The organism is Streptomyces sp. 12E, assembly GCF_055633275.1.
Genome location: NZ_JBVNCJ010000001.1, coordinates 1,370,280 through 1,393,415 on the forward strand (window position 1 = coordinate 1,370,280; position 23,136 = coordinate 1,393,415).

Genomic DNA, 23,136 nt, shown 5'->3' on the forward strand with positions numbered 1-23,136 from the left:
CCGCACACGACGAGGCGGCCCGGCTCACCACTGGTGAGCCGGGCCGCCTGATGATCCGGTGGGCGATACTGGGTTCGAACCAGTGACCTCTTCGGTGTGAACGAAGCGCTCTCCCACTGAGCTAATCGCCCGGACGCAGGAAGAACATTACCCCATGTCAGGGGGTGCCCGTGACCGGCGGGGAGCGGTGCGCCCACTCCCCGCCGCGCATCACTGCTCCTTGATCTTCCAGGGCATCACGAGACCGAACTTCCACAGGTAGACCCCGGCCAGCGCGACCACGATCACCAGGCCGACCGAGGTCAGGATGATGTTCCGGCGCCGCACCTTGGGGTCCAGGGCTCGCTGTGCCGCCTCGGTGACCTTGCGCTTGGTCCAGCGCAGCACCAGCTGGGCCCAGACGAACTCGGTCGCCCAGATCGCCATGCCGCCGAAGATCACGACCCAGCCCGGTCCGGGCAGCACCAGCATCGCGGCACCGGCCGCCACGACCGCGAGGCCGACGATGAAGACGCCGACCTGCCAGCTGAGGTGCAGCACACGACGCGCCCTGACGAACTCCGGCGCGCGCGATCCGAGCCCTCGCTCCTCACGGTTCTCGTTCTCGTCCACCGTCACCCCGTGGCCCACCACCGCGACCTGGCCAGACTTGTCACTCCCCGTATTCATGCGGCCAAACACTACCCGAGCGAAACACATCACCGGAATGGGCGCAGGTCTCGAACGATCTCTCGGCCGGAAGAGTTACGTAAAATGACGCAAAACCCTCAGAGGGGTTTACAACGGCACCGTAGGTGGCATGTCGATTTGGCCGACGTGCGAATCCCCGAGCGCACACTGAGCGAAAGGCCCTGGCGCTTATGAACACCACGGTCAGCTGCGAGCTGCACCTGCGCCTCGTTGTGTCGAGCGAGTCCTCCCTGCCTGTCCCCGCAGGCCTGCGGTACGACACGGCCGACCCCTACGCCGTGCACGCCACCTTCCACACCGGAGCCGAGGAGACCGTCGAGTGGGTGTTCGCCCGCGACCTCCTCGCCGAGGGACTTCACCGCCCCACGGGCACCGGCGACGTCCGTGTCTGGCCGTCGCGCAGTCACGGTCAGGGCGTCGTCTGCATCGCCCTGAGCTCACCGGAGGGGGAGGCTCTGCTCGAGGCCCCCGCAAGGGCTCTGGAGTCCTTCCTGAAGCGCACCGACGCCGCCGTGCCGCCCGGCACGGAACACCGGCACTTCGATCTCGACCAGGAGCTCTCGCACATCCTGGCGGAAAGCTAGGCGAGGCCCACGAAGCCGCCCGGCGCCGTCGACTCGGGGAGACGGCTCGGGCCCGGACAGCCGTACACGGCCCACACACGACGGCGCCGACACCGCGGGGGACCGCGGGCGGCGCCGTCGTGCTGCGCGCACACCGAACCGGTGTCGGCCGAACGGGTGATCGGGAACGACGGCCGGTGTCCGCGCGTTGCATTCGAAGCCATGTGCGGAGCGGGGAGGTGCGGGGTGCGCCGGAGCCACTACCATCGGCCAGCATCGGCGGGCGCCCGCCCGACCCCCAGGCCAGGGAGCGAACTGTGCTGATCACCCACGACACCCGGTGCGCACTCGACACCGTGGTGGATCTGGTGAACTCCGCGCCGGAGGACGACACGACGCCGGAGGGGCTGCCGGACGTCGCGGCCCTCGAGGAGTTCGTGCGGCGGCACGAGGTCAGCGAGGTCGGGGTGCTCACGGAGTTCGACCTGGCCGCGGTGCGCAAGATCCGCGGCCGGTTCGCGGCGGTCTTCGCCGCTCCGGACGCCCGCGCGGCCGCCACGCTGATCAACGAGCTGATCGCGGCCGCGGGCACCACGCCCCGGCTCACCGACCACGACGGCTACGACTGGCACGTGCACTACTTCGCGCCCGGCGCCTCCGTGGCCGACCACCTGGCCGCCGACTGCGGGATGGCGCTGGCGTTCTTCGTGGTCGCCGGGGAGCAGGAGCGACTGCGGCGCTGTGAGGCCCCGGACTGCCGGCACGCCTTCGTCGATCTCTCCCGCAACCGTTCGCGCCGTTACTGCGACAGCCGCACCTGTGGCAACCGTCTGCATGTGGCCGCCTATCGGGCACGGCGCAAGGAGGCGGCCGGCTGACCGCCCGGGTCCGTCCCACGACCGGCGGGACGGCTGATCGATGCCGTGCCGACGCGGTCCCGACGGGTGACGCCGGGTACCGCGGGTACGGCTCACAGCCACAGCAGGTCGTGCAGGGCAGCCGTGAGCAGCAGACACCCGATCACCGCCAGGAAGATCATCAGCGGCGGCTGGGAAAGGGCGAAGAGACATCCACGCGGCTCGTCCTGCTGCGGCGCGGCATCGCTCTGTTTCGTGTCCAGCATCTCGCGGCGATGATGACGCATCGGGAGCGCCCGACGCGATCAACACTCACGGAGTGAGTGCGAGTTCGCCGATTCCGTGATCTACGGCTCGGGTTCTGATCGCTTCCGGTCACTCCTCGACGCCCTGTGACGTTTCCGCCGGTCGCGCGCGCTTTCAGTCGTGGTGCGCGGCCGTCATATGCCGTGCTTCTTGAGGATGGCCTCGATGTCGCTGAAGTCGTCCTCGCCCCGGGAGGCGGGAGCGGGGCGGGCCGCCGGGCGGGATCCCTGGCCCAGGGAGGGCACGGAGGCCCCGGGCTCCACCGCCTCCGCTCGTGCCCCGGCGCGCTTGGCCTTGCGCTCCTTGCGGGCGCCGCCGCGCCGCCGCTCCACGGTGCGGGTGGTCGCGAACAGCACCCAGGACAGACCGAGCAGTCCGAAGCCGGCCCAGGCCGTCGGGCTGAAGGCGGTGTCGGCCAGCCAGTCGACGACGCCGGTCATCACCAGTCCGAGCGGCACGAGCGCATAGGCGGCGATACGGGCGGCGGTGAGGAAGCGTTTGCGGTAGGCCGTGACCGCCGCGATGCCCAGGCCTGCCGCGGAGACGGCGGAACAGACGGTCTCGGCAATCATCCGGTCCTCCAGGCAGGTGGGGCGCTGTGACGCTTCGTCCCTTCCATCCTGCACCCGAGGGGCCCCGCCGGGCCATGTTCCGGCCGGACGTCAGGGACATCTCCGGGTCGTGACTCCTCCGCAGGTGCCGGTGGGCGCCCTCCTTCGGACCTCACCGCCGGGCGGACCGGAGGGCGGCCCGGCGGTGAGGTCCGGCGGTGGGGTCCGGCCTCGATCCCGGGTCCGCCCCGGGACGTCCTGCGTCCGATTGGGTGGCACGCGGCCCGGCTGGGAGACTGTGACCATGAGTGACTCCTCCCCCGCCCGTCCCGCCGCCCCCGTCCTCGACGTCTGGTGCGAGCTGCAGTGTCCGGACTGCCGGAGCGCCCTCGACGACCTCCGCGCCCTGCGGGCCCGCTACGGCGACCGCCTGGAGCTGCGGCTGCGGCACTTCCCGCTGGAGAAGCACAAGCACTCCTTCGCCGCCGCCCAGGCCGCCGAGGAGGCGCTGGAGCAGGGGCGGGGATGGCCGTACGTCGAGGCCGTGCTGGGACGGGTCGAGGAGCTGGACCGCCGGGGAGAGGCCTTCCTCGTCGAGATCGCCCGCGAACTCGGTCTGGACGCCGAGGAGTTCGACACCGCGCTGATCGACGGACGGCACATCCTGATCGTGGACGCGGACCAGGCCGAGGGCAAGGCGATCGGGGTGACGGGCACCCCGACGTACGTCATCGGCGGTGAGCGCCTCGACGGCGGCAAGAGCCAGGAGGGGCTGCGCGAGCGAGTCGAGGAGATCGCGGACCGGCTGCTGGCCGAGCGGGCGGGCTGACCCCGGGGCCCGCGGGTCCCGCCCGCCCTCACAGGAGCGGCTTGTACAGCGAGTACCGCGTCGTGCCGTAGCCGAGCGAGTCGTAGAGCCGCTCGGCCGGGGTGTTCCCGGCGAACACGTTGAGTCCGATGGCCCGGTTGCCCGCGGCGACCGCCTGGGCCTCGGCGAGCAGCATGAGCGCCCGTCCGTGCCCCCGGCCGCGGTGGGCGGCGCCGGCCTCGACGCCGAAGACGTAGGCCCGCTCCCCGCGCACCGACAGCCACAGGGTGCCCACGGGCGTGCCCTCGTGCTCGAGGACGCTGAGGAGCATGCCCTCGGTGGCCCGGCCCTCGGGCAACAGCGCGGCGTGGTCGTTCGCCGCCTTGGCCCGGGCCTCGGCCTCCGGCACCCCGCGCCGGATCCAGTCCCCCGCGTAGTCCTCCTGGTCCTTGGCCGACCAGGGCCCGAACTCGTCCTCCGTCATGGGCCGGGCCACGCTGCCTTCCGGGAGCGCCGGCGGGGTGTCCGGGAGGGCCTTCTCCATGGTCCGGTTGCGCACGACGTAGCCGAGCGCCGTGGCGAGCCCGAGGGCGGCCCGGGCGTCGGCGGGGACCGTCGCCTCGATACGGCGGCACCCCCAGCCGCGCGCCACCTCCTCCGCGGCGAGCGCGGCCACCGTCCCCCGGCCGCGCCGGCGGTCCGGCTCCTCGATGCGCAGGCTCGCGATCCGGGCCACGGTGTCGCCGAAGACGGGATGCGTGCCGAGATGGACCGCCCCGACGGGACGGCTGTTCACGCACACCTGGTAGCGGCGCGAACGCGTGCCGTCGGGGTTCTGCTGAAGCGGCTCGGTCGGCCGCAGGGTGGTGGTCATCGAAGGTGTTCTACCCTCTGTCGCGCCCCGGGGCGGCCGAATTCCGGGCCCGTCACGGGTCGAGGTCGGCCCCGGAGCGCTCGTCGAAGATCCGCATGGCCTTGGCGGCCACCGGGCCGGGGGCGCCGGGCAGTTCGCGGTCGTCGACGCGGTGCACGGCCTGGACGTCGCGCAGGGTGGAGGTGAGGAAGATCTCCTCGGCCCGCTCCAGGACGTCCAGCGGCAGGTCGGTCTCCTTGGCGCCGGTCCACTCGACGGCGAGGGCCCGGGTGATCCCGGCGAGGCAGCCGGAGGCGAGCGGCGGGGTGTGGAGCTCGCCGTCGAGGACGACGAAGACGTTCGACCCGGTGCCCTCGCAGAGCTGTCCGACGGTGTTGCCGAACAGCGCCTCGGAGGCGCCCCGCTCACGGGCGCGGGCGAGCGCGACGACGTTCTCGGCGTACGAAGTGGTCTTCAGGCCGGCGAGCGCGCCGCGTTCGTTGCGCGTCCAGGGGACGGTGACCACGGCGGTGGAGTCGGGACGGCGGGTGGTCTCGCCGAGGGCGACCACGAGGGTCGGACCGTGGTCGCCGCGGTCGGAGCCGAGCGGACCGTGACCGCCGGTGTAGGTGAGGCGCAGCCGACCGAGCGGCATCGGGTTGGCCTCGAGGACGGCAGCGCAGGCGCGGCGGACCTCGTCGAGGTCGGGGTCGGGCAGCCCGAGCCCGCGGGCCGACCGGGTCAGCCGGTCGAGGTGCCGGGTGAGCGCGAACGGACGTCCGTCCACGGCCTTCACCGTCTCGAAGATGCCGTCGCCCACGGTCAGTCCGTGGTCGAAGACGGAGACGCGGGCGGACTCGATGTCCTGCAGCCCGCCGTCGAGCCAGATCTTCACCTCTGGGTCCCTTCGCTCATCTCGTACGTTCCCGACGCTACCGCGAGCAGCCGGGAGGCCTTCAGCTCGGTCTCCCGCCACTCCCCCTCGGGGTCGGAACCCCAGGTGATCCCGGCGCCGGTGCCGAACCGCAGGACGGCGTCGCCGCCCGTGCTCCGGTCGATCCAGAAGGTGCGGATGCCCACCGCGAGCACACCGGTGCCGCGGTCGGCGTCGACCCAGCCGACGCCGCCGCAGTACGGGCCGCGGGGCGCCGTCTCCAGCGCGCCGATGATCCGCAGCGCGCTGGACTTGGGCGCGCCGGTGACGGAGCCGGGCGGGAAGGCGGCGTCGAGGAGCTCGGGCCATCCGGCGCCGCCACGCAGCTCGCCCCGCACGGTCGACACGAGGTGGACCAGACCCGGGTGCTTCTCGACGGCGCACAGGTCGGGCACGGTCACCGTGCCGGTGCCGCAGACCTGTCCGATGTCGTTGCGGACCAGGTCGACGATCATCACGTTCTCGGCGTAGTCCTTCTCCAGCAGGTCGGCCTCGGTGCGCCCGGTGCCCTTGATCGGTCCGGACTCGACGACCCGGCCCTCCCGCCGCAGGAACAGTTCGGGCGAGGCGGTGGCGATCTCCACCCCGTGGCCGGGCAGACGAATCGTTCCGGCATACGGCGCCGGGTTGCCCCGGGCGAGCAGCGCGGCAAGGGCGTCCACATCGGCGTCGGAGGGCACGGGCGCGGACAGGACGCGGCAGAGGTTCGCCTGGTACACCTCGCCGGCGGCTATGTGGTCGCGGATGCGGCGTACGGCCGTCGTGTACGCACCGCGGTCGAGCGAGGACGCCCAGTCGCCGGCCGCCGGTCCCCGCCAGGCCCCCGGTACCGGGGCGGGAACCGGCTGCTCCCGGATCTCCCGGAAGCGGGCGCAGGTCAGGCGGCCCTCGAAGTCGGCGGCGACGGCCCAGAACCCCGTGGAGTCAAGGGCGGCGGGGTCGTCGGTGACGTCGAGGAGTCCGGTGGCGACGCGGTCGCCGAAACGGGCGAGAGGGGGCAGGTCCAGCACGCGACGAGTCTATGGCGGGCGCGGTTCCGGCGGTCCGGGCGCGTCCGTGAGCGGACGCAGCGCAGCACGCTGCACAAACGGGTTTTTGTACTGGCCCCGGAATCCGCTAGAGTTCAGTTCGTCGCCGGGAAGCGCAAGCCGACCGAAACGACAGGCGGACGTAGCTCAGTTGGTAGAGCGCAACCTTGCCAAGGTTGAGGTCGCGAGTTCGAGCCTCGTCGTCCGCTCGAAGGAAGAGGGGGCTTCCCGGCCCCCTGCACTCCTGGTGGAGTGGCCGAGAGGCGAGGCAACGGCCTGCAAAGCCGTCTACACGGGTTCAAATCCCGTCTCCACCTCCAAGGACGATTAGCTCAGCGGGAGAGCGCTTCCCTGACACGGAAGAGGTCACTGGTTCAATCCCAGTATCGTCCACTGGATCTCCGGATCCCCCGCGCGATTAGCTCAGCGGGAGAGCGCTTCCCTGACACGGAAGAGGTCACTGGTTCAATCCCAGTATCGCGCACGCAGTGTCCGTGATTCACTCCATGGAGTGATCGTGGTCCCGAGGACGATTAGCTCAGCGGGAGAGCGCTTCCCTGACACGGAAGAGGTCACTGGTTCAATCCCAGTATCGTCCACAGCCCCGAAGCCCCCGGCCGCCCGGCCGGGGGCTTCGTCGTGCGTCCGTCAGCTGGAGAAGAGCATGCGCCCGAAGCTCTTGTGACCGTGGTGGCCGTGGTGACCGTGCGGGGCGCCCCAGGCGGGGGCCGGCGCGGCCGGGTACGCCTGCGGGGCGGGCGGGGCCGGCGGTGCGGGCTGGGACCACTGGGCCTCCAGCCGGGTCAGCGACTCCAGCTCGCCGTAGTCGAGGAAGATGCCCCGGCACCCGCTGCACTGCTCGATCTGGACGCCGTTGCGGTTGTAGGTGTGCATCGGGGCACGGCACTTCGGACACTGCATGATCGGTTCAACTCCTGGCCGGTCGTTCCTGCTTCGCGTATCGCCAGGACAGACTCTGTCCGGCCGCGGATCGGTTGCACCCTACTTCGCGAAACTTCCGCTCAGCCGGACGGGGCGGCGGAGCGGGCGGAGCCCATGCGCGCGCAGGCGTCGACCAGCGACTGCTCCACCTCGTCCAGGGACCGGCCGGCCGCGACGGCCTTGGTGACGGCGCGGGCGGCGGTCTGGACCGTGAGGGCGCGGGCCGGGACGTCCAGCGCGGTCCAGGGGTCGCCGTCGGACGGTACGGCCGGGCCGCCGGCCGCGCGGTAGGCGGTCAGGAAGCGGTGCCACGCGTCGGGGGCGAGCAGTCCGCAGGCGTACCAGGCCGCCGGACGGGCCAGGTCCCACGCCGGCACGCCCGTGCCGAGGTCGTCGACGTCGATGAGCAGCCAGGGGCCGGTGCGCGCGGGGTGACGTACGAGCTGGCCGAGGTGGAAGTCACCGTGGCAGAGGACGGTGGCGGCGCCCGGCACGGAGGCCTCGCCGCGGGCCCGGGGCGGGAGGGCGTCCCAGGCCCGCAGTACGGGGGCGGTGGCGGGATGGTGGAGGGCGCCGGTGCGGAGGAGGGCGACGGCGCGGGCGGCCTTGGCGGGGCCGCGCATGGGGGGTACGGCGGTGGGGACGGGGGCCCGGTGCAGGCGGGCGAGAAGGGTGGCCGCGGCCTCCCAGGGAGCGGCGTCCGGGTCGTCGGGGTCCACGGGGGTTCCGTACGGCCAGTGGGTGACGAGGCGTCCGTGCAGTTCGGCGGCGGCCGGGGCGAGCGGGGGGAGGAGGACGTCGGGGAGCCGGGCGGCCACGGTGAGGCGGAGGGACAGCTCGGCGGGGTCGGCGCCGGGGGCGTGGGCCTTGACGACGGTGCCGGCGTGCCGTACGACGGTGGCGTCCTCGCGGGCGGCGAGGGTGGCGGTGGTGCAGCGGCAGGTGCGGGGGCTCGCGTGGGCCGTCGCCCTGACGTGGGCGGTCAGGGCGGGGAGCAGGTCCGTGGTCACGGGGCGAGGGTAGCCGGGGGCGGGTCGCGCGGACCGGGGGAGCCACGCCCGCTCCCGGGGCCGCGCGGGCAGAGCAATGCCGGCGCAGCTCCCCAGCTGCGCCGGCATTTTGCCGTCCGTCACACCCCCGTCCCCACGGGGTTTCATGGGTGGATGTCCCCGCCCGGACCGCTCTTCCGGGCCTGGGGTCGCCGTTCAGCGCCCCAGCATCTCGCCCACGGACGACGCCTGTGTGGCCACCGTCTCCCACCCGTCGAAGACGAGGAGGAGCAGGACCGCCAGGGGCAGGGCCATCAGCGTCGCCACCAGCGGATGGCGACGCCCCTCGCCGCGCTCCCGCGTGCGGATCAGTGTCCGCGGTGCCGTGTACGCCATGGTCCCTCTCCCGGCCGTTTCCGTTGTCGTCGACAGCGGCGGGCGTCTGACCTCGGGGGACGAGTACTGCACCCGCCGCTTGACCTCAAATCTAGGCGCCCGGGACTTCCCCGGCGTCATGCCCTCGTACCGATTGCCGGGCCTCCCGGAGGATGAGCCCCTCCCCCCGGTGTACTCCCCTGGGTGGAGACGGGTTCCTACGCCTCAGGGACATCCCCGAAGGGCCGCCCGCTCTGCCCCGCTTTCTCCGAGCCGTCCTCCCGCGGCACCGGCTGCTCCACCAGCGCGAGCACCCGATTCGCCATGAACCGGGCCGTCCGCACCACGGCCCCGGTTCGGGTGACTTCGCTCACTTCCACCACCCCTCGTCGCACCGCCGTCTCGACCCGGCGCCCCGCCCTGCTCGCCACCACCTCGTACGTACGCGTCGTGTCCCCCGCGTCCACGACGATCTCCACGCGGTCGCCCTTCATGTGATCAATCCCCCTTCACCATCGGGTGGTTGGGATCACCGTCCGCGCGAACCAGGTGTGCCCGCGCGTTCCCTGACCACCCTTCGAGTCTCCCACCTCCCACTGACAATCCACCGTTTCGAGAGGGCGCGGCCTCTGCGCACGGACGGCCGTGGAAACGTAAGCTGTGGCACGTCACAGGACCGGGCAGCGGGGATGAACATGGCGATGATGCGCCTGAGGCGCGAGGACCCGCGCGTCGTCGGCTCTTTCAGGCTCCACCGACGACTCGGCGCGGGCGGGATGGGCGTGGTCTACCTGGGCTCCGACAAGAAGGGGCAGCGGGTCGCGCTGAAGGTCATCCGGCCCGATCTGGCCGAGGACCAGGAGTTCCGCTCGCGGTTCGCGCGTGAGGTCTCGGCGGCCCGCCGCATCCGCGGCGGCTGCACGGCCCGGCTGGTGGCCGCGGACCTCGACGCCGACCGTCCCTGGTTCGCCACGCAGTACGTGCCGGGCCCCTCGCTGCACGACAAGGTCGCCGACGAGGGACCGCTCGGCGCGGCCGACGTCGCCGCCGTCGGCGCGGCCCTCTCCGAAGGGCTGGTCGCCGTGCACGAGGCCGGTGTGGTGCACCGGGACCTCAAGCCGTCCAACATCCTGCTGTCCCCGAAGGGGCCGCGGATCATCGACTTCGGCATCGCGTGGGCGACCGGCGCGTCGACGCTCACGCACGTCGGCACGGCGGTCGGCTCGCCCGGCTTCCTCGCTCCGGAGCAGGTGCGCGGCGCGGCCGTCACCCCGGCCACGGACGTGTTCTCGCTGGGCGCCACGCTCGCGTACGCGTCGATGGGCGACTCGCCCTTCGGGCACGGCAGTTCCGAGGTGATGCTGTACCGCGTGGTGCACGAGGAGGCACAGCTGCACGGTGTCCCGGACGCCCTGGCCCCGCTCGTCCGCGCGTGTCTGGCGAAGGACCCGAAGGAGCGGCCCAGCACGCTCCAACTGTCGCTGCGGCTCAAGGAGATCGCCGCGCGGGAGGCCCAGGGCCTCGCCGACGTGCGCCCGCCGGCCCCGCGCAGCGCCGAGGCGGAGCGGCCCACCGGACGCCTCGCGGACACCTATCCGGAGCAGGCGCAGCGCCGGCAGGGCGGCCAGGGGACCCCGCCGCCTCGTGGACGCGGTCCCGCGCCCAGGAACAGCGGTTCGTCTCCCGGGCGGAACAACCGGAGCGTGCCCCCTTCGCGGGGCGGCGGCTCCTCGCGCGACAGTTCCCCGCGCGCAGGCACGCCGTCCCGGCCCGGGCCGCGCCCCACGCCGACGCCCCGGAACACCACGCGGCCCGGCACCGGTGCCCGTCGTCCGGGGGCCCGGACGACGGGCACCGGCCTGCGGCCGGCCAATCCTCGCCTGCTCAGGCAGCGGCTGTTCGTGTTCGTCGTCGTGACGCTGTTCGTCGCGCTCGGCATCGCGCTGGTGCAGGGGTGCCAGGGCTCCGGATGAGGACCCGGCACCATCGGGAACGTCCCGGCCCGCCGCGTCCGAGCCGCTACTCCCGCGGACGCCCCGTGGCCACCGCGTAGAAGGCGACCGCCGCCGCGGCCCCCACGTTGAGGGAGTCGACGCCGTGCGACATCGGGATGCGGACCCGTTCGTCGGCGGCGGCCAGGGCCCGGTCGGACAGACCGGCGCCTTCCGCGCCCAGCATCAGGGCCACCCGGTCCATACGGTGCGGCGCCACCTCGTCCAGGGCCCGGGCCTTCTCGCCGGGGGTGAGGGCGAGCAGCTCGAACCCGGCCTCGCGCACCGTCTCCAGTCCCCCGGGCCAGGCGTCGACACGGGCGTACGGCACGGAGAAGACCGCGCCCATGGAGACCTTGACGCTGCGGCGGTAGAGGGGGTCCGCGCAGTCCGGGGAGAGCAGGACGGCGTCCATGCCGAGGGCCGCCGCGGAGCGGAAGATCGCGCCGATGTTGGTGTGGTCGTTGACCGACTCCATGACGACGACGCGGTGGGCGGTCCGGAGCACGTCGGCCGCCGTGGGCAGCGGTGCGCGCTGCATGGAGGCGAGCGCGCCGCGGTGCACGTGGTACCCGGTGACCTGTTCGGCGAGCGCGGGGTCGACGACGTACACCGGGGCGGTGGCCCGGTCGATGACGTCGCGCATGACGTCGACCCACTTGGCGGACAGCAGCATCGACCGCATCGCGTAGCCCGCTTCCCCGGCGCGCCTGATGACCTTCTCGCCCTCGGCGATGAACAGGCCCTCGGCGGGTTCGCGGCGGCGGCGCAGTTCCACGTCGGTCAGGCCGGTGTAGTCGTGCAGCCGCGGGTCGGCGGGGTCGTCGACGGTGATGAGTTCGGCCATGTCACGCCGTCCCGCGCGGGCCCACGGCGACGACCGCGCCGATGACGACGACGGCCGGCGGCTTGACCTCCTGGGCGGCGACCGTCTCGGCGACCGTGGCGAGGGTGGCGTCGACCCGGCGCTGGGCGGCCGTGGTTCCCTCCTGGACGAGGGCGACCGGGGTGTCCGGGGACTTGCCGTGGGCGACCAGGGTCTCGGCGATCCGGCCGATCTTGTCGACGCCCATGAGCACGACGAGGGTGCCGGTCAGCTTCGCCAGCGACGGCCAGTCGACTAGGGAGCGCTCGTCGTCGGGGGCGACGTGGCCGCTGACCACGGTGAACTCGTGCGCCACACCGCGGTGGGTGACGGGGATGCCGGCCGCGCCCGGGACCGAGATGGAGCTGGAGATGCCGGGGACGACGGTGCAGGGGATGCCCGCCTCGGCGAGCGCGTGGAGCTCCTCCATGCCGCGGCCGAAGACGTACGGGTCCCCGCCCTTGAGCCGGACCACCGACTTGCCCTGCCTGGCGTGCTCGATCAGCGCGTTGTTGATGGCCTCCTGGGCCATGAAACGGCCGTAGGGGATCTTCGCCGCGTCGATCACCTCGACGTGCGGCGGGAGTTCGGCGAGCAGGTCGCGCGGGCCGAGCCGGTCGGCGATGACGACGTCGGCCTCGGCGAGCAGGCGGCGACCGCGCACGGTGATCAGGTCCGGATCGCCGGGGCCGCCGCCGACGAGGGCGACGCCCGGGGTGCGGGTGCGGTGGTGCGGGGCGACGAGGGTGCCGTCGCGCAGGCCCTCGACCACGGCGTCGCGGACGGCGGCGGTGTGGCGGGGGTCGCGGCCGCGCGCCTCCGTCGTGAGGACGGCCACCGTGACGCCCTCGCTGGAGCCCGTGGCCGGGGTCCACGCCGTCGCCGCGTCGGCGTCGTCCGAGCGGACGCACCACACGCGGTGCGCCTCCGCCTCGGCGGAGGCACGGGTGTTCGCCTCGGTGTCGCTGGTGGCGATGAGGGCGTACCAGGCGGCCTCGAGGTCGCCCTCGGCATAGGGGCGCCGGTGCCAGGTGATCTCGCCGGCGTCCGCCATGGCCTCCACGGAGGGGGTCGCCCGGGGGGACACGAGGTGGATGTCGGCGCCGGCGGCGATCAGGGCGGGGAGGCGGCGCTGGGCGACCTGGCCGCCGCCGAGGACGACGACCCGGCGGCCGGTGAGGCGGAGGCCTACGGGGTAGGCGGGGTGTTCGGCCATGAGGGACGGCTCCTCTTACGGCGTGCGGTGGCCCTGACGTGCGAATTTTAAGGGGGTCAGGGCGCTGGCGAGTCTGGTGTCCGGTGGGTGGGCGGAGTACGCCGGGCGTCGGCTTGCCGGTGGTTGTGCCCACCCGTTCCGCTCTGCGGAACGACTGCCCACAACCACCGGTCGGTTGAAACGGCGCCCGGTGCCGCAGTCCCGAGAAGCTCCCGCCCTATTTTTCGGTCACCCCGGCCGAATCGAAGGTCGCCACCTCGTGCATGGCCCGGGCCGTGCTCTGGACCAGGGGGAGCGCCAGGAGCGCGCCCGTGCCCTCGCCGAGGCGCAGGTCGAGGTCGACCAGAGGGCGCAGGCCCAGTTTGTTGAGGGCGGCGACGTGACCGGGTTCGGCGCTGCGGTGGCCCGCGATGCAGGCGGCCAGGACCTCGGGGGCGATGGCCCGGGCCACCAGGGCGGCGGCGCCGGCGCTGACGCCGTCCAGGATCACCGGCGTACGCAGCGACGCGCCGCCGAGGAGCAGACCGACCATGGCGGCGTGCTCGAAGCCGCCGACGGCGGCCAGGACGCCGACGGGGTCGGCCGGGTCCGGCTGGTGGAGTTCGAGGGCGCGGCGCACGACCTCGGTCTTGCGGGCGAGGGTCTCGTCGTTGATGCCGGTGCCGCGGCCGGTGACCTCGGCCGGGTCGGCGCCGGTGAAGACGGAGATGAGGGCGGCGGACGCGGTGGTGTTCGCGATGCCCATCTCGCCGGTGAGGAGGGCCTTGTTGCCGGCCGCGACCAGGTCACGGGCGGTCTCGATGCCGACCTCGATGGCCTTCTTGGCCTCCTCGCGGGTCATCGCGGGCCCGGTGGTCATGTCGGACGTACCGGCGCGGATCTTGCGTGGCAGCAGTCCGGGGGTGGCCGGGAGGTCGGAGGAGACGCCCACGTCGACGACGCAGACCTCCGCGCCGACCTGGGTGGCGAAGGCGTTGCAGACCGCTCCCCCGCCGAGGAAGTTGGCCACCATCTGGGCGGTGACCTCCTGCGGCCAGGGGGTGACGCCCTGGGCGTGCACCCCGTGGTCGCCGGCGAAGACCGCGACGGCCGCGGGCTCCGGGACGGGCGGCGGGCACTGGCGGGACAGGCCGGAGAGCTGGGCGGAGATGATCTCCAGCATGCCGAGCGCCCCGGCCGGCTTGGTCATGCGCTTCTGACGCTCCCACGCCTCGCCGAGCGCCTTGGCGTCCAGCGGGCGGATCTGCGCGACGGTCTCGGCGAGCAGGTCGTGGGGGTCCTCTCCGGGCAGGGCGCGACGGCCGTACGTCTCCTCGTGCACGACCCAGGACAGCGGTCGGCGCTTGGACCAGCCGGCCTGCATCAGCTCGGGCTCGTCCGGGAATTCGTCGACGTAGCCCACGCACAGGTAGGCGACGACCTCCAGGTGCTCGGGGAGTCCCAGCGCGCGGACCATCTCGCGCTCGTCGAAGAAGCTGACCCAGCCGACGCCGAGGCCCTCGGCACGGGCGGCGAGCCAGAGGTTCTCCACCGCGAGCGCGGAGGAGTACGGCGCCATCCGGGGCTGGGTGTGGCGGCCGAGGGTGTGCCGGCCGCCACGGGTCGGGTCGGCGGTGACGACGATGTTCACGGGCGTGTCGAGGATGGCCTCGATCTTCAGTTCCTTGAACTGCTTCGCCCGGCCCTTGGGCAGGGACTTGGCGTAGGCGTCGCGCTGGCGCATGGCCAGTTCGTGCATGCTGCGCCGGGTCTCGGCGGAGCGGATGACGACGAAGTCCCAGGGCTGCGAGTGGCCGACGGAGGGCGCGGTGTGGGCGGCCTCCAGGACGCGGAGCAGCACCTCGTGCGGGATGGGGTCGCTGCGGAAGCCGTTGCGGATGTCCCGGCGTTCGCGCATGACCTTCAGCACGGCCTCGCGCTCGGCGTCGTCGTAGCCGGGGGCGGCCGGACCGGTGGGCTGCGCGGCTTCCGTGTCCACGCCGGCGCCCCGCGTGTCGAGGTCGTCCGGGTCCTGCGCGGGTTCGGTGTCCGCCTCGGCGGGTTCCCCGGCGGGGACGGCCACGCCCTGGGGCGGGGTCGGCACGAGGTGCGGGGCGGCGGGCACGGCGCCGTCCACGGGGACGGGCTCCCCCGCGGGCCGGTCCGGCTCGGACTCCGGGAGGACGGCTGCGGTCAGGGGGACGGGGGTCTGCTGGGGGCCCTGGGCCGGGGCCGCGTCGGAGTCGGACGCGGCCGTGCCGGTCACGGGATCGGCGTCGGCCGCCTCGTCGGCGGCATGGGGTGCCTCCGGGCCGGCGGCGGCCGGGGCCTCGGGCGTGGGGGCCTCCGCGAGGACTTCGTCGCCCGTCGCCCCGGAAGCGGGTGCGGCGGCTTCGCCCGCGGTGGCATCCGCTTCCGCGGCGGGAGCACCGGGGGGTACGGCGGTGTCGGCGCCCGGCTCGGGAACGTCCGGGGAGGCTTCGGGCCTCAGGACAGGGTCCGGAGCGAGAGCCTCCGCGTCTGGCGCCGGAACGGCCCGGGCGGCCTCGGACTCTTCGGCGGCCCCCGTGCCGACCGTCTGGGCGGCCTGCGGCACGACGGCCTCGGCGACCGGCTCCTGACCGGACCGAGCGACCTCGACCTGCTGCGCGAACTCCGGCGCTGCGGCCTCCGGCCCGGACGGCTGGACCGTCTGCGGGGCCTCGCCCTCCCGGACGCGGTCCGGAGCGACGGTCACCGCACCCGGCGCCTGGGCGTCCTGCGCCGGCTCCGCGTCCGCCACCTCGGCGGCCTGCGGCGCCGCGGGGGCGGGACCCGGTACCTGGGCGCCGTGGGAAGCGTCCGCCCCCGGGGCGGACTCGGGAACGGCGGTCTGCGCAACCCCGGCGGCCTGAGCGGGGTCCGGCACGGCGACCGGGAGCAGACCGGCCTGCGGCGCCTCGGCCGCCCGGGTGTGCTCCGGCGCCGCGGGCTCGGCGGACGGCGCTTCGGCGGCCGGGTGCGCCTCCGCTTCCCGGACCTGGTGCTCCGGCGCGGCGGGCTCGGCGGACGGTGCGGGCTCGGGCGACCGGGCCGCCTCGGCGGTCCGCGGCGCCTCGGCCCCCTGGACGGGCTCGGCGGCAGGCGTGCCGGGCAGGCCGTGGTCCGCGGCCGGGACGGGCCCCTGTTCCCCGTCCTCGGGCGAAACGCCCGGCACCGCCTCGCTGCCGCCGGCGTCCTCAGCGGCGACGGCGGCGCCCTCCGCGTCCTGTCGCACTGCTCCCGCCTCCGTGGCGACGCGGGCCACGACCGCCTGGGCCGCGTCCACCGGTTCCGGAGCCGGAACAACCGTTTCCGTGGCCACCGCCCCCGCGCCCGCCGCGGGCTGTGCGCCCCAGGGCGCCGCGGCCTGCGGGACCGCTGCCTCCCGCGCGTGCGGAACGTCGAGGTACTCGGGGCCGAGGGACGGCGGACCGGCCTGGCGGGCCGGCACGTCGGCGGGGCCGCGGTCGGCGAGGGAACGCACCGGGCCGGCGTTGACACGGGGGATGGGCGGGCCGAGGTGCAGCGGACGGCGCGGCCCGGGCGGCTCGGGGAGCCGGACGCCACCGAGGTCGACCGAGCCGCTGTCGCGGCCGTCCGTCTCGTGCGGACCCGGCTGGTGCACGGTCTCGACGACCGGCTCGGGCGCGGGCGGGGCGATCTCGTTGCCCCAGGCGCTCTGGGCGCCGGGCAACAGCAAATCCTCTTCCTCGGCAGGACTGTCGGAGAGGTAGGTGTACGCGTCGGGCGCGGGGACGCCCGGCTGCTCCACCATGCCTGCGTTCTCCGGCAGTCCCTCGCCCGGGACCTGGCCGGTGTCGGTCATGCGTACCCCTCGCCCATCGGTTAGTGCTCCTACGACCAGCTCACCCGGAACGGCGCACCGACCGCCCCACTCTGAAGAACGAGCGTGCGTCCCCAGCGGCACGAACGACCCGTCCGAAAAAGGCGACAAAGCCCTTCACCGTCATTCTCGCGGCTGCAGGGCCGTCGCGTCAGCTTGATCGGCGACGGTTCCGCTGTGGACTGCGCCACGTTGCGCGTCCTCCGGTTCCCGCCGTACCACGACCCACCCCAAAACGGGCGCGCTTTCCGGACATTGACCGACGAAGCGTCGGGTGCCCGGGTGCGGTACGACGATCGGCCAGCCTACCTCGCGCGGTCGGACAATCCGATCACGGGGACGGCAATCGGATCAGTCGCCGCGCGCGGGCAGCACCCCACTGAGCAGGAACGCCACGCTCCGTTCCTTCTCCGTCCAGGCCCTCGTGTCGAGTTCGACGGACTGCAGCAGGGCGCACTCGACCCGGTAGCCGTGCTCGGCCAGGTTCCGGCCGACGAGTTCGGCCCCGTCGCGGGTGGCGGCGTGCGTGACGATGCGCTGCGGACGGCGGTCGGCGACCGCGGAGACCACGCCCGCTCCCCCGCCGCCGACCCGGACGACGTCCGGCTCGGGGAGGTTCTCCAGGACGTGCGGGGCGGTGCCGTGCACGATCTGCAGCTGGACCCCGTACCGGCGGGCGGTGGACTCGGTGCGGGCGCAGGCGCGCGGGTCGCTGTCGACGGCGATGACGGCGGCGCCCGCGCGGGTCGCCTCGACGGCGAAGGCGCCGCTTCCGCAGCCGATGTCCCAGACCAGGTCGCCGAGCCGCGGTCCGAGCCGGGCGAGTTGGGAGACGCGCAACGGTTCCCGCTCGCCCTCGCCGAGGTCGCCGCCGTACTCCTCGGCGGGCAGCGACCAGCCACGGGGGCCGGCGGAGGGGTCGCGTCCGGCGAGCCAGCCGCCGGACTCACCGGGGCCGGCCCGGCCGCCGACGACGATGACGACATTGGGGTCGCGCCAGGTGTGGTCGGCGGCCTTGTCGGAGGTGACGACGCTGACCCGCTCGCGCTCGGTGCCGAGTTCCTCGCAGATGACGAAGGTGCGGTGGACGCCCTCCATCAGCAGGCCCAGCTCGGCGGGGCCTGCGCCGGGCGAGGTGAGAACCGCCACCTTGGGGTGGGCCCGGCACACGTTCACCGCGCGTCGCAGGGTGCGCGGGTGTGCGACGACCACGTGGGCGTCGTCCCAGGGCATCCCGGCACGGGCGAAGGCGGAGGCGACGGAGGAGACGCCGGGGACGACCTCGACCTCGAGGCCGAACTCGGGTGCGCGCAGGGTCCGTACGACACCGAAGAAGCCGGGGTCGCCGTCGGCGAGGACGACCGCGGTGCCGCGGTGGGCGGCGATGCGGCGGGCGGCGAGGGCCACGGAGCCGAGCCGGACGCGTTCGGCGCCGGGAGGCACCTCGGGAAGTGCCAGATGGTGGGCGGCGCCGGCCACCAGGGTGGCGGCGCCCAGCGCGGCGCGGGCCGCGGCCGTCAGCGGCGAACCGTCCCAGCCGATCACCGTGACCCGGTCGGCCATCGTCGTCAGTCTCCTGGGTTTGCGCAGGTCGTCGTCGGCTGTCCCGCCACAGGGCGGGCTCCGTGAGACTACCTGGTGCGGTCGCCGGCCATGCCGCCGGTGCCCGGTCCGAAGGTCAGTTCCAGTCCGTGTACGGGGCGAATCCGCCGGTGTCGGCGAGTTGTCCGTCCGCGCCCTCGATGTCCTCGGGCAGCAGGCTCCACACGATGAAGTCGGTGCGCACGTCGCTCCAGCCGCCGCCCTCGACGCGGACGTGGGCTATGCAGGCATTGCGCAGTACGCCCTCGCTGATGCAGCCGATCTTCTGGGCGACCTGCTGCGAGGCGGTGTTGTCGGCGGCGGTGCGCAGTTCGACGCGTTCGAACTTCTGGTCGCCGAAAAGCCACTGCGCGGTGGCGAGCGCGGCCTCGGAGGCGTAGCCCTCGCCGCGCGCCCAGGGGGCGACGATGTAGGACAGCTCGGTGGACCGTACGTGCCAGTTGGTCTTGGTGAGCTGGATGAGGCCGACCAGGCGCTGGGTGAGGAACTCGGTGACGGCGAGGTCGAGCCCGTTGCCGGCCGCGCGTTCGGCGGGGGCGTACTCGGTGATCCAGGTGCGGGCGGTCTCCTCGGTGAAGGGCCGGGGGACGTCGGTCCAGGCGGCGACCTGCTCGTCGTTCATCATCTCGGCGAGGGCGGGGACGTCGTCCGTGTCGAGGGGACGCAGCACCAACCGCTCCGTGCTGATGGAGATGTTGGGGAAGGTGCTCGTCATGCGCCGCTCCGTAACCTGAGAGACCGTCGGGTGCTGCTGAACTGCCCAGCATGCAGCATGAAAGCACTGAACCGCACCACGGGGTCCACTCCATGTAGCGGAGTGGACCCCGTGGGTGGCGCGGGACCGGATCAGAAGGAGGCGAGGACGGAACCGGCGTACTTGTCCTCGATGAACTTCTTCACCTCGGGGGAGGTGAGGAGCTCCGCGAGCTTCTTCACGCGCGGGTCGTCCTCCTGGCCCTCCTTGACGGCGAGGAGGTTGTTGTTCGGGTTGCCCTCGGCGGCCTCCAGGACGAGAGCGTCCTTCGCGGGCTCGAGGTCGGCCTCGATGGCGTAGTTGCCGTTGACCACCGCGGCGTCGACGTCGTCCAGGGAGCGCGGGGTCTGGGCCGCCTCCAGCTCCTTGAACGTGAGCTTCTTCGGGTTTCCGGTGATGTCGGCGGGGGTCGCCGCGGTGCCGACGCCGTCCTTGAGGGTGAGGAGCCCGTTGGCGGCGAGCAGTTGCAGGGCGCGGCCCTCGTTGACGGTGTCGTTCGGGATGGCGATCGTCGCGCCGCTCTTCAGCTCGTCGGCCTTCTTCACCTTGTGCGAGTAGAGGCCGAGCGGCTCCAGGTGCACGTCGACGACGGACACGATGTGGGTGCCGTTCTTCTTGTTGAAGTCGTCGAGGTACGGCTGGGTCTGGAAGAAGTTGGCGCCGACGGAGCCGTCCTCGGTCGCCGTGTTCGGCGTGACGTAGTCGGTGAACTCCTTGACCTCGAGGTCGAGGCCGGCCTTCTCGGCGAGGTTGTCCTTGACGTAGGTGAGGATCTCGGCGTGCGGCACGGGGCTCGCGGCGACGACCAGCGGGCCGGAGGTGTCGGAGGCCTCGTCCTTGTCCGAGCCGCAGGCGGTGAGCCCGAGGGTGAGGGCTCCGGTGGCGAGGACGGCGGTGATGAGCTTGGCGGTGTTACGCACGAAAAGTGCCTTTCCTTGGGTGGTGCGGCCCCTTGGATCAAGGGGTGCCGGCGCGAAGCGCCGTCGTTGAGGGGTGGTGGTCGGGCGACGGGTGGGTATGACGGGGAGCCTTCGGGGTCATGCGACCTTGCCGATGTCGGCCGCGGCGGGCTCCTCGGCCTTGAGGAACCGGAGCCTGGGCGAGGGACCGGAGCGGCCGCCGCGGCCGTGCAGGGCGCGGGCCGCGTAGTCGCCGGCGAACTGGATGAGCGAGATGACCACGGCGAGGACCGCGACGGTGATCCACATCAGGCCGGTCTCGAAGCGCTGGTAGCCGTAGCGGACGGCGAGGTCGCCGAGTCCGCCGCCGCCGACGGTGCCGGCCATGGCCGAGTAGCCGATGAGGGCGATGACCGTGGTGGTGGTACTGGCGATCAGCGAGGGCAGCGCCTCGGGGACGAGGACCTTGCGGACGATCGTCCAGGTGTTGCCGCCCATGGCCTGCACGGCTTCGACCAGTCCGTGGTCCACTTCGCGCACGGCCGTCTCGACGAGGCGGGCGAAGAAGGGGATGCCGCCGATGGCGAGCGGCACGATCGCGGCCTCGCTGCCGATGGTGGTGCCGGTGATCCAGCGGGTGAAGTCCATCAGGGCGACCATGAGGATGATGAACGGCAGCGAGCGGCCTATGTTCACGATCTGCCCGATGACCTTGTTCACCAGGGTGTTCTGGAGCAGCCCGCCCTTGTCGGTGAGGACGAGCAGGATGCCGAGCGGGAGGCCGCCGACGACGGCGATCAGGGTGGACCAGCCGACCATGATCAGCGTCTCGGTACAGGCCTGCTCGAGCAGCGGCTGCATCTCGGACCAGGTCACTTGGCCCCCTCCTTCACCAGCGCGGGCTGTTCCCGGTCCACGACGTCGATCTGCAGGCCCTGTTCGCGCAGGAAGCCGACGGGTACGACGTTGTCCTCGTAGCGGCCGGGCAGTTCGATGCGCATCCGGCCGACCTGGAGGCCGCCGACGGTGTCGATGGCGGCGCCGAGGATCGATATGTCGATGTTGTAGGTGCGCGAGAGCTGGGAGATGACCGGCTGGGTCGCGCTGTCGCCGTGGAAGGTGACGTCGAGGACGGTGCGGTCGTCGCCGGAGGCCTCGCCGCCGACCGGGAACAGCGCGGAGGCCAGTTCGGAGCCCGGGGTGGCGAGGAGTTCGGTGACCGTGCCGGACTCGACGATGCGGCCGTTCTCCATGAGGGCGGCCGAGTCGCAGATCGACTTGACGACGTCCATCTCGTGGGTGATCAGCAGGACGGTGAGACCGAGCCGGCGGTTCAGGTCGCGCAGGAGCTGCAGGATCGAGCGGGTGGTCTCCGGGTCGAGGGCGCTGGTGGCCTCGTCGGAGAGCAGCACCTTGGGGTCCCCGGTGAGGGCACGGGCGATGCCGACGCGCTGCTTCTGGCCGCCGGAGAGCTGGGCCGGGTAGGCCTTGGCCTTGTCTGCGAGGCCGACCAGGTCGAGCAGTTCCAGCGCCTTGCGGGATCGTTCCTTCCCCGACTTCCCGAGGATCTCCAGCGGAAGTTCGACGTTGTCCTGCACGGTGCGCGAGGACAGCAGGTTGAAGTGCTGGAAGACCATGCCGATGCGGCTGCGCGCCTGCCGCAGTTCCCTGCCGGCCCGGGGGCCGCGGCCGGCGAGCGCGGTGAGGTCCCGGCCGTCCACGGTCACGGTGCCCGAGGTGGGGCGTTCCAGCAGGTTCACGCAGCGGATGAGGGAGGACTTGCCGGCGCCGGACTGGCCGATGACGCCGTAGACCTCGCCCTCGCGGACGTGCAGGTCGACGCCGTCCAGGGCGGTGACCTCGCGGCCGCGTGAGCGGTGCGTCCGATAGACCTTCGTGAGGCCCGTGGTGGTGATCACGTGGGTATCCGTCACTGTCGAGTGCGCGGCGCGTCGTGGGCGCCGGGCACGAGGCATTCTGGGTCGAAAGCAGCAGGGCGGCACGGATCTCGCGGCGTGGCGAAGGAGTCCGTGGAGAAACGTGCGCGCGGGGGCGTGGCTCGGTCGCGCGGGGCGTCCGGGCGGACACGAGCCGGCTCTCGCTTCGGGGCGCGAGGCTCAGGTGGTGCGGGGGCCCTCTAGAAGGCGCACATTCGGCGCTGACACATACAACGAGCACCGGGCGTCAGGGTCGCCTCGGTCGCAGGGATGCGGTCGCTCGTCGTGGTCATGCGATCAGTAAAGCAGACGTTCGGCCCTGACCGGACACGGCTGTCCGCATTCTGGACAGCCGTGGACAGCGACGGAACGGCGCCGGGCGCACGTCAAGGGCGTACGGAGATCTCCACTCCCCCGTCCGTGACCAGTGCGGACAGGGCCGAGAGGTCCTCGACGACGAGGTCGGCGGTCAGCTCGTGGGCCCGGTGGGTTGTGGCCAAGGCCACGGTGGTCATGCCCGCGGCACGGCCGGCCTGGAGTCCGGCCGGGGCGTCCTCGAAGACGACGCAGTGCGCCGGGTCGACGCCGAGGGCGCGGGCGGCGAGGAGGTAGGGCTCGGGGTCGGGCTTGCCCCGGGTGATGTCGTCGGCGGCGATCAGGGTCTTGGGCAGGATGCCGACGGCTTCGAGGCGGGCCTCGGCGAGGCGCCGGGTGGCGGAGGTCACGACGGCCCAGCGTTCGGCGGGCAGTGCGGCGAGGAAGTCCTCGGTTCCGGGCAGCAGCCGCACACCGCCGCCCGGCACGTCCTCCACCTCCAGGTCCTCGATCCGTGCGACGGCCTCCGGCACGACATGGGCGGGCAGCAGATCGGCGGCTATCTCCGCGGCCGGCCGCCCGTGCAGCTCGACCCGCCCGAACTGCTCGGCCGTGATCCCGTACTCGACGGCCCACCGCGTCCAGCAGCGGTTCACGGAGTCGAGGGAGGAGACGAGGGTTCCGTCGTTGTCGAACAGCAGGGCCTGCGCATGGATGGTCATGCCATCGACCCTACGGGGCCGCCGCCGCGGTCCCGCCCGGCCGGGGCCTCCCCGGAGACGGCGTCCGGCACGGGCGCGCACGCACGGACCCGGGC

The 23,136-nt window shown here is 73.1% G+C and carries 23 protein-coding genes and 6 tRNA genes; 9 read left to right on the plus strand and 20 right to left on the minus strand.

What is annotated here, in order from left to right:
• Positions 1-59: 59 nt before the first annotated feature.
• Together ACZ8ZB_RS06390 and ACZ8ZB_RS06395 are read right to left on the minus strand one after the other, a co-directional pair.
• Positions 60-131: transfer RNA gene (locus tag ACZ8ZB_RS06390), tRNA-Val, on the minus strand.
• A gap of 79 nt (positions 132-210) precedes the next feature.
• Positions 211-669, minus strand: coding sequence for a TIGR02611 family protein (locus ACZ8ZB_RS06395; protein ID WP_470736736.1), 459 nt, complete (start codon positions 667-669; stop codon positions 211-213).
• A 191-nt stretch (positions 670-860) separates the two neighbouring features.
• Between ACZ8ZB_RS06395 and ACZ8ZB_RS06400 the strand changes: the two genes are divergently transcribed.
• Positions 861-1,274 (plus strand): SsgA family sporulation/cell division regulator, encoded by a 414-nt coding sequence (locus tag ACZ8ZB_RS06400; protein WP_004002642.1) that lies wholly within the window; start codon positions 861-863, stop codon positions 1,272-1,274.
• Between the two features lie 296 nt (positions 1,275-1,570).
• On the plus strand, positions 1,571-2,131 hold the full coding sequence (locus ACZ8ZB_RS06405; RefSeq protein ID WP_085575323.1) for a CGNR zinc finger domain-containing protein: 561 nt from the start codon (positions 1,571-1,573) through the stop codon (positions 2,129-2,131).
• A 92-nt stretch (positions 2,132-2,223) separates the two neighbouring features.
• On the opposite strand, the gene ACZ8ZB_RS06410 is transcribed toward ACZ8ZB_RS06405, so the two are convergent.
• Entirely contained in the window at positions 2,224-2,376 is a 153-nt protein-coding gene (locus tag ACZ8ZB_RS06410) for a hypothetical protein (RefSeq protein ID WP_167353513.1), read from the minus strand.
• A 174-nt stretch (positions 2,377-2,550) separates the two neighbouring features.
• The gene (locus ACZ8ZB_RS06415; protein WP_470736737.1) at positions 2,551-2,988 is read right to left on the minus strand and encodes a hypothetical protein; all 438 of its coding nucleotides are present in this window, start codon (positions 2,986-2,988) and stop codon (positions 2,551-2,553) included.
• Positions 2,989-3,271: 283 nt separating this feature from the next.
• On the opposite strand from ACZ8ZB_RS06415, the gene ACZ8ZB_RS06420 reads away from it, so the two are divergent.
• Complete coding sequence (locus ACZ8ZB_RS06420) at positions 3,272-3,796, plus strand: DsbA family protein (RefSeq protein ID WP_470736738.1); 525 nt, start codon at positions 3,272-3,274, stop codon at positions 3,794-3,796.
• Between the two features lie 28 nt (positions 3,797-3,824).
• On the opposite strand, the gene ACZ8ZB_RS06425 is transcribed toward ACZ8ZB_RS06420, so the two are convergent.
• From ACZ8ZB_RS06425 to ACZ8ZB_RS06435, 3 genes are read right to left on the minus strand one after another with little or no spacing between them, the layout of a single operon-like run.
• Positions 3,825-4,649 carry a GNAT family N-acetyltransferase gene (locus tag ACZ8ZB_RS06425; RefSeq protein ID WP_470736739.1) on the minus strand — a complete coding sequence of 275 codons (825 nt, stop codon included), beginning with the start codon at positions 4,647-4,649 and terminating at the stop codon, positions 3,825-3,827.
• Positions 4,650-4,701: 52 nt separating this feature from the next.
• The gene (locus ACZ8ZB_RS06430) at positions 4,702-5,523 is read right to left on the minus strand and encodes an aminotransferase class IV (protein ID WP_470736740.1); all 822 of its coding nucleotides are present in this window, start codon (positions 5,521-5,523) and stop codon (positions 4,702-4,704) included.
• Positions 5,520-6,572 carry a chorismate-binding protein gene (locus ACZ8ZB_RS06435; RefSeq protein ID WP_470736741.1) on the minus strand — a complete coding sequence of 351 codons (1,053 nt, stop codon included), beginning with the start codon at positions 6,570-6,572 and terminating at the stop codon, positions 5,520-5,522. Before ACZ8ZB_RS06435 ends, ACZ8ZB_RS06430 begins: the two co-directional genes overlap by 4 nt.
• Positions 6,573-6,726: 154 nt before the next feature.
• Between ACZ8ZB_RS06435 and ACZ8ZB_RS06440 the strand changes: the two genes are divergently transcribed.
• From ACZ8ZB_RS06440 to ACZ8ZB_RS06460, 5 genes are all read left to right on the plus strand, one after another.
• Positions 6,727-6,799 (plus strand) — tRNA-Gly (locus tag ACZ8ZB_RS06440).
• A 37-nt stretch (positions 6,800-6,836) separates the two neighbouring features.
• A tRNA-Cys gene (locus tag ACZ8ZB_RS06445) sits at positions 6,837-6,910 on the plus strand.
• Between the two features lies 1 nt (position 6,911).
• A tRNA-Val gene (locus tag ACZ8ZB_RS06450) sits at positions 6,912-6,983 on the plus strand.
• 19 nt (positions 6,984-7,002) lie between these two features.
• Positions 7,003-7,074 (plus strand) — tRNA-Val (locus ACZ8ZB_RS06455).
• A 43-nt stretch (positions 7,075-7,117) separates the two neighbouring features.
• A tRNA-Val gene (locus ACZ8ZB_RS06460) sits at positions 7,118-7,189 on the plus strand.
• Between the two features lie 49 nt (positions 7,190-7,238).
• On the opposite strand, the gene ACZ8ZB_RS06465 is transcribed toward ACZ8ZB_RS06460, so the two are convergent.
• The 4 genes from ACZ8ZB_RS06465 to ACZ8ZB_RS06480 all read right to left on the minus strand — a co-directional run bounded on the left by ACZ8ZB_RS06465 (position 7,239) and on the right by ACZ8ZB_RS06480 (position 9,390).
• Positions 7,239-7,511, minus strand: a complete 273-nt coding sequence (locus ACZ8ZB_RS06465) for a TFIIB-type zinc ribbon-containing protein (RefSeq protein WP_053636469.1) — start codon at positions 7,509-7,511, stop codon at positions 7,239-7,241.
• Between the two features lie 101 nt (positions 7,512-7,612).
• On the minus strand, positions 7,613-8,542 hold the full coding sequence (locus tag ACZ8ZB_RS06470) for a phosphotransferase (protein WP_470736742.1): 930 nt from the start codon (positions 8,540-8,542) through the stop codon (positions 7,613-7,615).
• A gap of 195 nt (positions 8,543-8,737) precedes the next feature.
• The gene (locus ACZ8ZB_RS06475) at positions 8,738-8,917 is read right to left on the minus strand and encodes a hypothetical protein (RefSeq protein WP_030867596.1); all 180 of its coding nucleotides are present in this window, start codon (positions 8,915-8,917) and stop codon (positions 8,738-8,740) included.
• Positions 8,918-9,114: 197 nt separating this feature from the next.
• Positions 9,115-9,390, minus strand: a complete 276-nt coding sequence (locus ACZ8ZB_RS06480) for a hypothetical protein (protein WP_030221752.1) — start codon at positions 9,388-9,390, stop codon at positions 9,115-9,117.
• Positions 9,391-9,585: 195 nt separating this feature from the next.
• Here ACZ8ZB_RS06480 and ACZ8ZB_RS06485 point away from each other — a divergent pair, with 195 nt between their 5' ends.
• Positions 9,586-10,869, plus strand: coding sequence for a serine/threonine-protein kinase (locus tag ACZ8ZB_RS06485; RefSeq protein WP_470736743.1), 1,284 nt, complete (start codon positions 9,586-9,588; stop codon positions 10,867-10,869).
• 46 nt (positions 10,870-10,915) lie between these two features.
• On the opposite strand, the gene ACZ8ZB_RS06490 is transcribed toward ACZ8ZB_RS06485, so the two are convergent.
• From ACZ8ZB_RS06490 to ACZ8ZB_RS06530, 9 genes are all read right to left on the minus strand, one after another.
• The gene (locus ACZ8ZB_RS06490; RefSeq protein WP_470736744.1) at positions 10,916-11,734 is read right to left on the minus strand and encodes a TrmH family RNA methyltransferase; all 819 of its coding nucleotides are present in this window, start codon (positions 11,732-11,734) and stop codon (positions 10,916-10,918) included.
• A 1-nt stretch (position 11,735) separates the two neighbouring features.
• Positions 11,736-12,968 carry a uroporphyrinogen-III C-methyltransferase gene (gene cobA, locus ACZ8ZB_RS06495; RefSeq protein ID WP_470736745.1) on the minus strand — a complete coding sequence of 411 codons (1,233 nt, stop codon included), beginning with the start codon at positions 12,966-12,968 and terminating at the stop codon, positions 11,736-11,738.
• A gap of 217 nt (positions 12,969-13,185) precedes the next feature.
• Positions 13,186-16,794 carry a nicotinate-nucleotide--dimethylbenzimidazole phosphoribosyltransferase gene (cobT, locus tag ACZ8ZB_RS06500; protein ID WP_470736746.1) on the minus strand — a complete coding sequence of 1,203 codons (3,609 nt, stop codon included), beginning with the start codon at positions 16,792-16,794 and terminating at the stop codon, positions 13,186-13,188.
• Positions 16,795-17,163: 369 nt separating this feature from the next.
• Positions 17,164-18,375, minus strand: coding sequence for a precorrin-6y C5,15-methyltransferase (decarboxylating) subunit CbiE (gene cbiE, locus ACZ8ZB_RS06505; RefSeq protein WP_470736747.1), 1,212 nt, complete (start codon positions 18,373-18,375; stop codon positions 17,164-17,166).
• A gap of 115 nt (positions 18,376-18,490) precedes the next feature.
• The gene (locus tag ACZ8ZB_RS06510; RefSeq protein ID WP_470736748.1) at positions 18,491-19,129 is read right to left on the minus strand and encodes a GNAT family N-acetyltransferase; all 639 of its coding nucleotides are present in this window, start codon (positions 19,127-19,129) and stop codon (positions 18,491-18,493) included.
• Between the two features lie 131 nt (positions 19,130-19,260).
• A complete protein-coding gene (locus ACZ8ZB_RS06515) occupies positions 19,261-20,088 on the minus strand; it encodes a MetQ/NlpA family ABC transporter substrate-binding protein (RefSeq protein WP_470736749.1) in 828 nt (275 codons plus the stop codon).
• A gap of 117 nt (positions 20,089-20,205) precedes the next feature.
• The gene (locus tag ACZ8ZB_RS06520) at positions 20,206-20,943 is read right to left on the minus strand and encodes a methionine ABC transporter permease (protein WP_470736750.1); all 738 of its coding nucleotides are present in this window, start codon (positions 20,941-20,943) and stop codon (positions 20,206-20,208) included.
• Positions 20,940-21,986 (minus strand): methionine ABC transporter ATP-binding protein, encoded by a 1,047-nt coding sequence (locus ACZ8ZB_RS06525; protein WP_470736751.1) that lies wholly within the window; start codon positions 21,984-21,986, stop codon positions 20,940-20,942. The genes ACZ8ZB_RS06520 and ACZ8ZB_RS06525 overlap by 4 nt, the downstream gene beginning before the upstream one ends.
• A 404-nt stretch (positions 21,987-22,390) precedes the next feature.
• Complete coding sequence (locus ACZ8ZB_RS06530; RefSeq protein WP_470736752.1) at positions 22,391-23,041, minus strand: HAD family hydrolase; 651 nt, start codon at positions 23,039-23,041, stop codon at positions 22,391-22,393.
• Positions 23,042-23,136: the final 95 nt, after the last annotated feature.

Excerpts from the sequence above, each read along its gene's own strand:
- ACZ8ZB_RS06480 (WP_030221752.1), bottom strand. The coding sequence starts at position 9,390 with ATGAAGGGCGACCGCGTGGAGATCGTCGTGGACGCGGGGGACACGACG.
- ACZ8ZB_RS06510 (WP_470736748.1), bottom strand. The coding sequence starts at position 19,129 with ATGACGAGCACCTTCCCCAACATCTCCATCAGCACGGAGCGGTTGGTG.
- ACZ8ZB_RS06395 (WP_470736736.1), bottom strand. The coding sequence starts at position 669 with ATGAATACGGGGAGTGACAAGTCTGGCCAGGTCGCGGTGGTGGGCCAC.
- cobT (WP_470736746.1), bottom strand. The coding sequence starts at position 16,794 with ATGACCGACACCGGCCAGGTCCCGGGCGAGGGACTGCCGGAGAACGCA.
- ACZ8ZB_RS06475 (WP_030867596.1), bottom strand. The coding sequence starts at position 8,917 with ATGGCGTACACGGCACCGCGGACACTGATCCGCACGCGGGAGCGCGGC.
- cobA (WP_470736745.1), bottom strand. The coding sequence starts at position 12,968 with ATGGCCGAACACCCCGCCTACCCCGTAGGCCTCCGCCTCACCGGCCGC.
- ACZ8ZB_RS06420 (WP_470736738.1), top strand. The coding sequence starts at position 3,272 with ATGAGTGACTCCTCCCCCGCCCGTCCCGCCGCCCCCGTCCTCGACGTC.
- ACZ8ZB_RS06415 (WP_470736737.1), bottom strand. The coding sequence starts at position 2,988 with ATGATTGCCGAGACCGTCTGTTCCGCCGTCTCCGCGGCAGGCCTGGGC.
- ACZ8ZB_RS06530 (WP_470736752.1), bottom strand. The coding sequence starts at position 23,041 with ATGACCATCCATGCGCAGGCCCTGCTGTTCGACAACGACGGAACCCTC.
- ACZ8ZB_RS06400 (WP_004002642.1), top strand. The coding sequence starts at position 861 with ATGAACACCACGGTCAGCTGCGAGCTGCACCTGCGCCTCGTTGTGTCG.
- ACZ8ZB_RS06425 (WP_470736739.1), bottom strand. The coding sequence starts at position 4,649 with ATGACCACCACCCTGCGGCCGACCGAGCCGCTTCAGCAGAACCCCGAC.
- ACZ8ZB_RS06410 (WP_167353513.1), bottom strand. The coding sequence starts at position 2,376 with ATGCTGGACACGAAACAGAGCGATGCCGCGCCGCAGCAGGACGAGCCG.
- cbiE (WP_470736747.1), bottom strand. The coding sequence starts at position 18,375 with ATGGCCGACCGGGTCACGGTGATCGGCTGGGACGGTTCGCCGCTGACG.
- ACZ8ZB_RS06485 (WP_470736743.1), top strand. The coding sequence starts at position 9,586 with ATGAACATGGCGATGATGCGCCTGAGGCGCGAGGACCCGCGCGTCGTC.
- ACZ8ZB_RS06465 (WP_053636469.1), bottom strand. The coding sequence starts at position 7,511 with ATGCAGTGTCCGAAGTGCCGTGCCCCGATGCACACCTACAACCGCAAC.
- ACZ8ZB_RS06490 (WP_470736744.1), bottom strand. The coding sequence starts at position 11,734 with ATGGCCGAACTCATCACCGTCGACGACCCCGCCGACCCGCGGCTGCAC.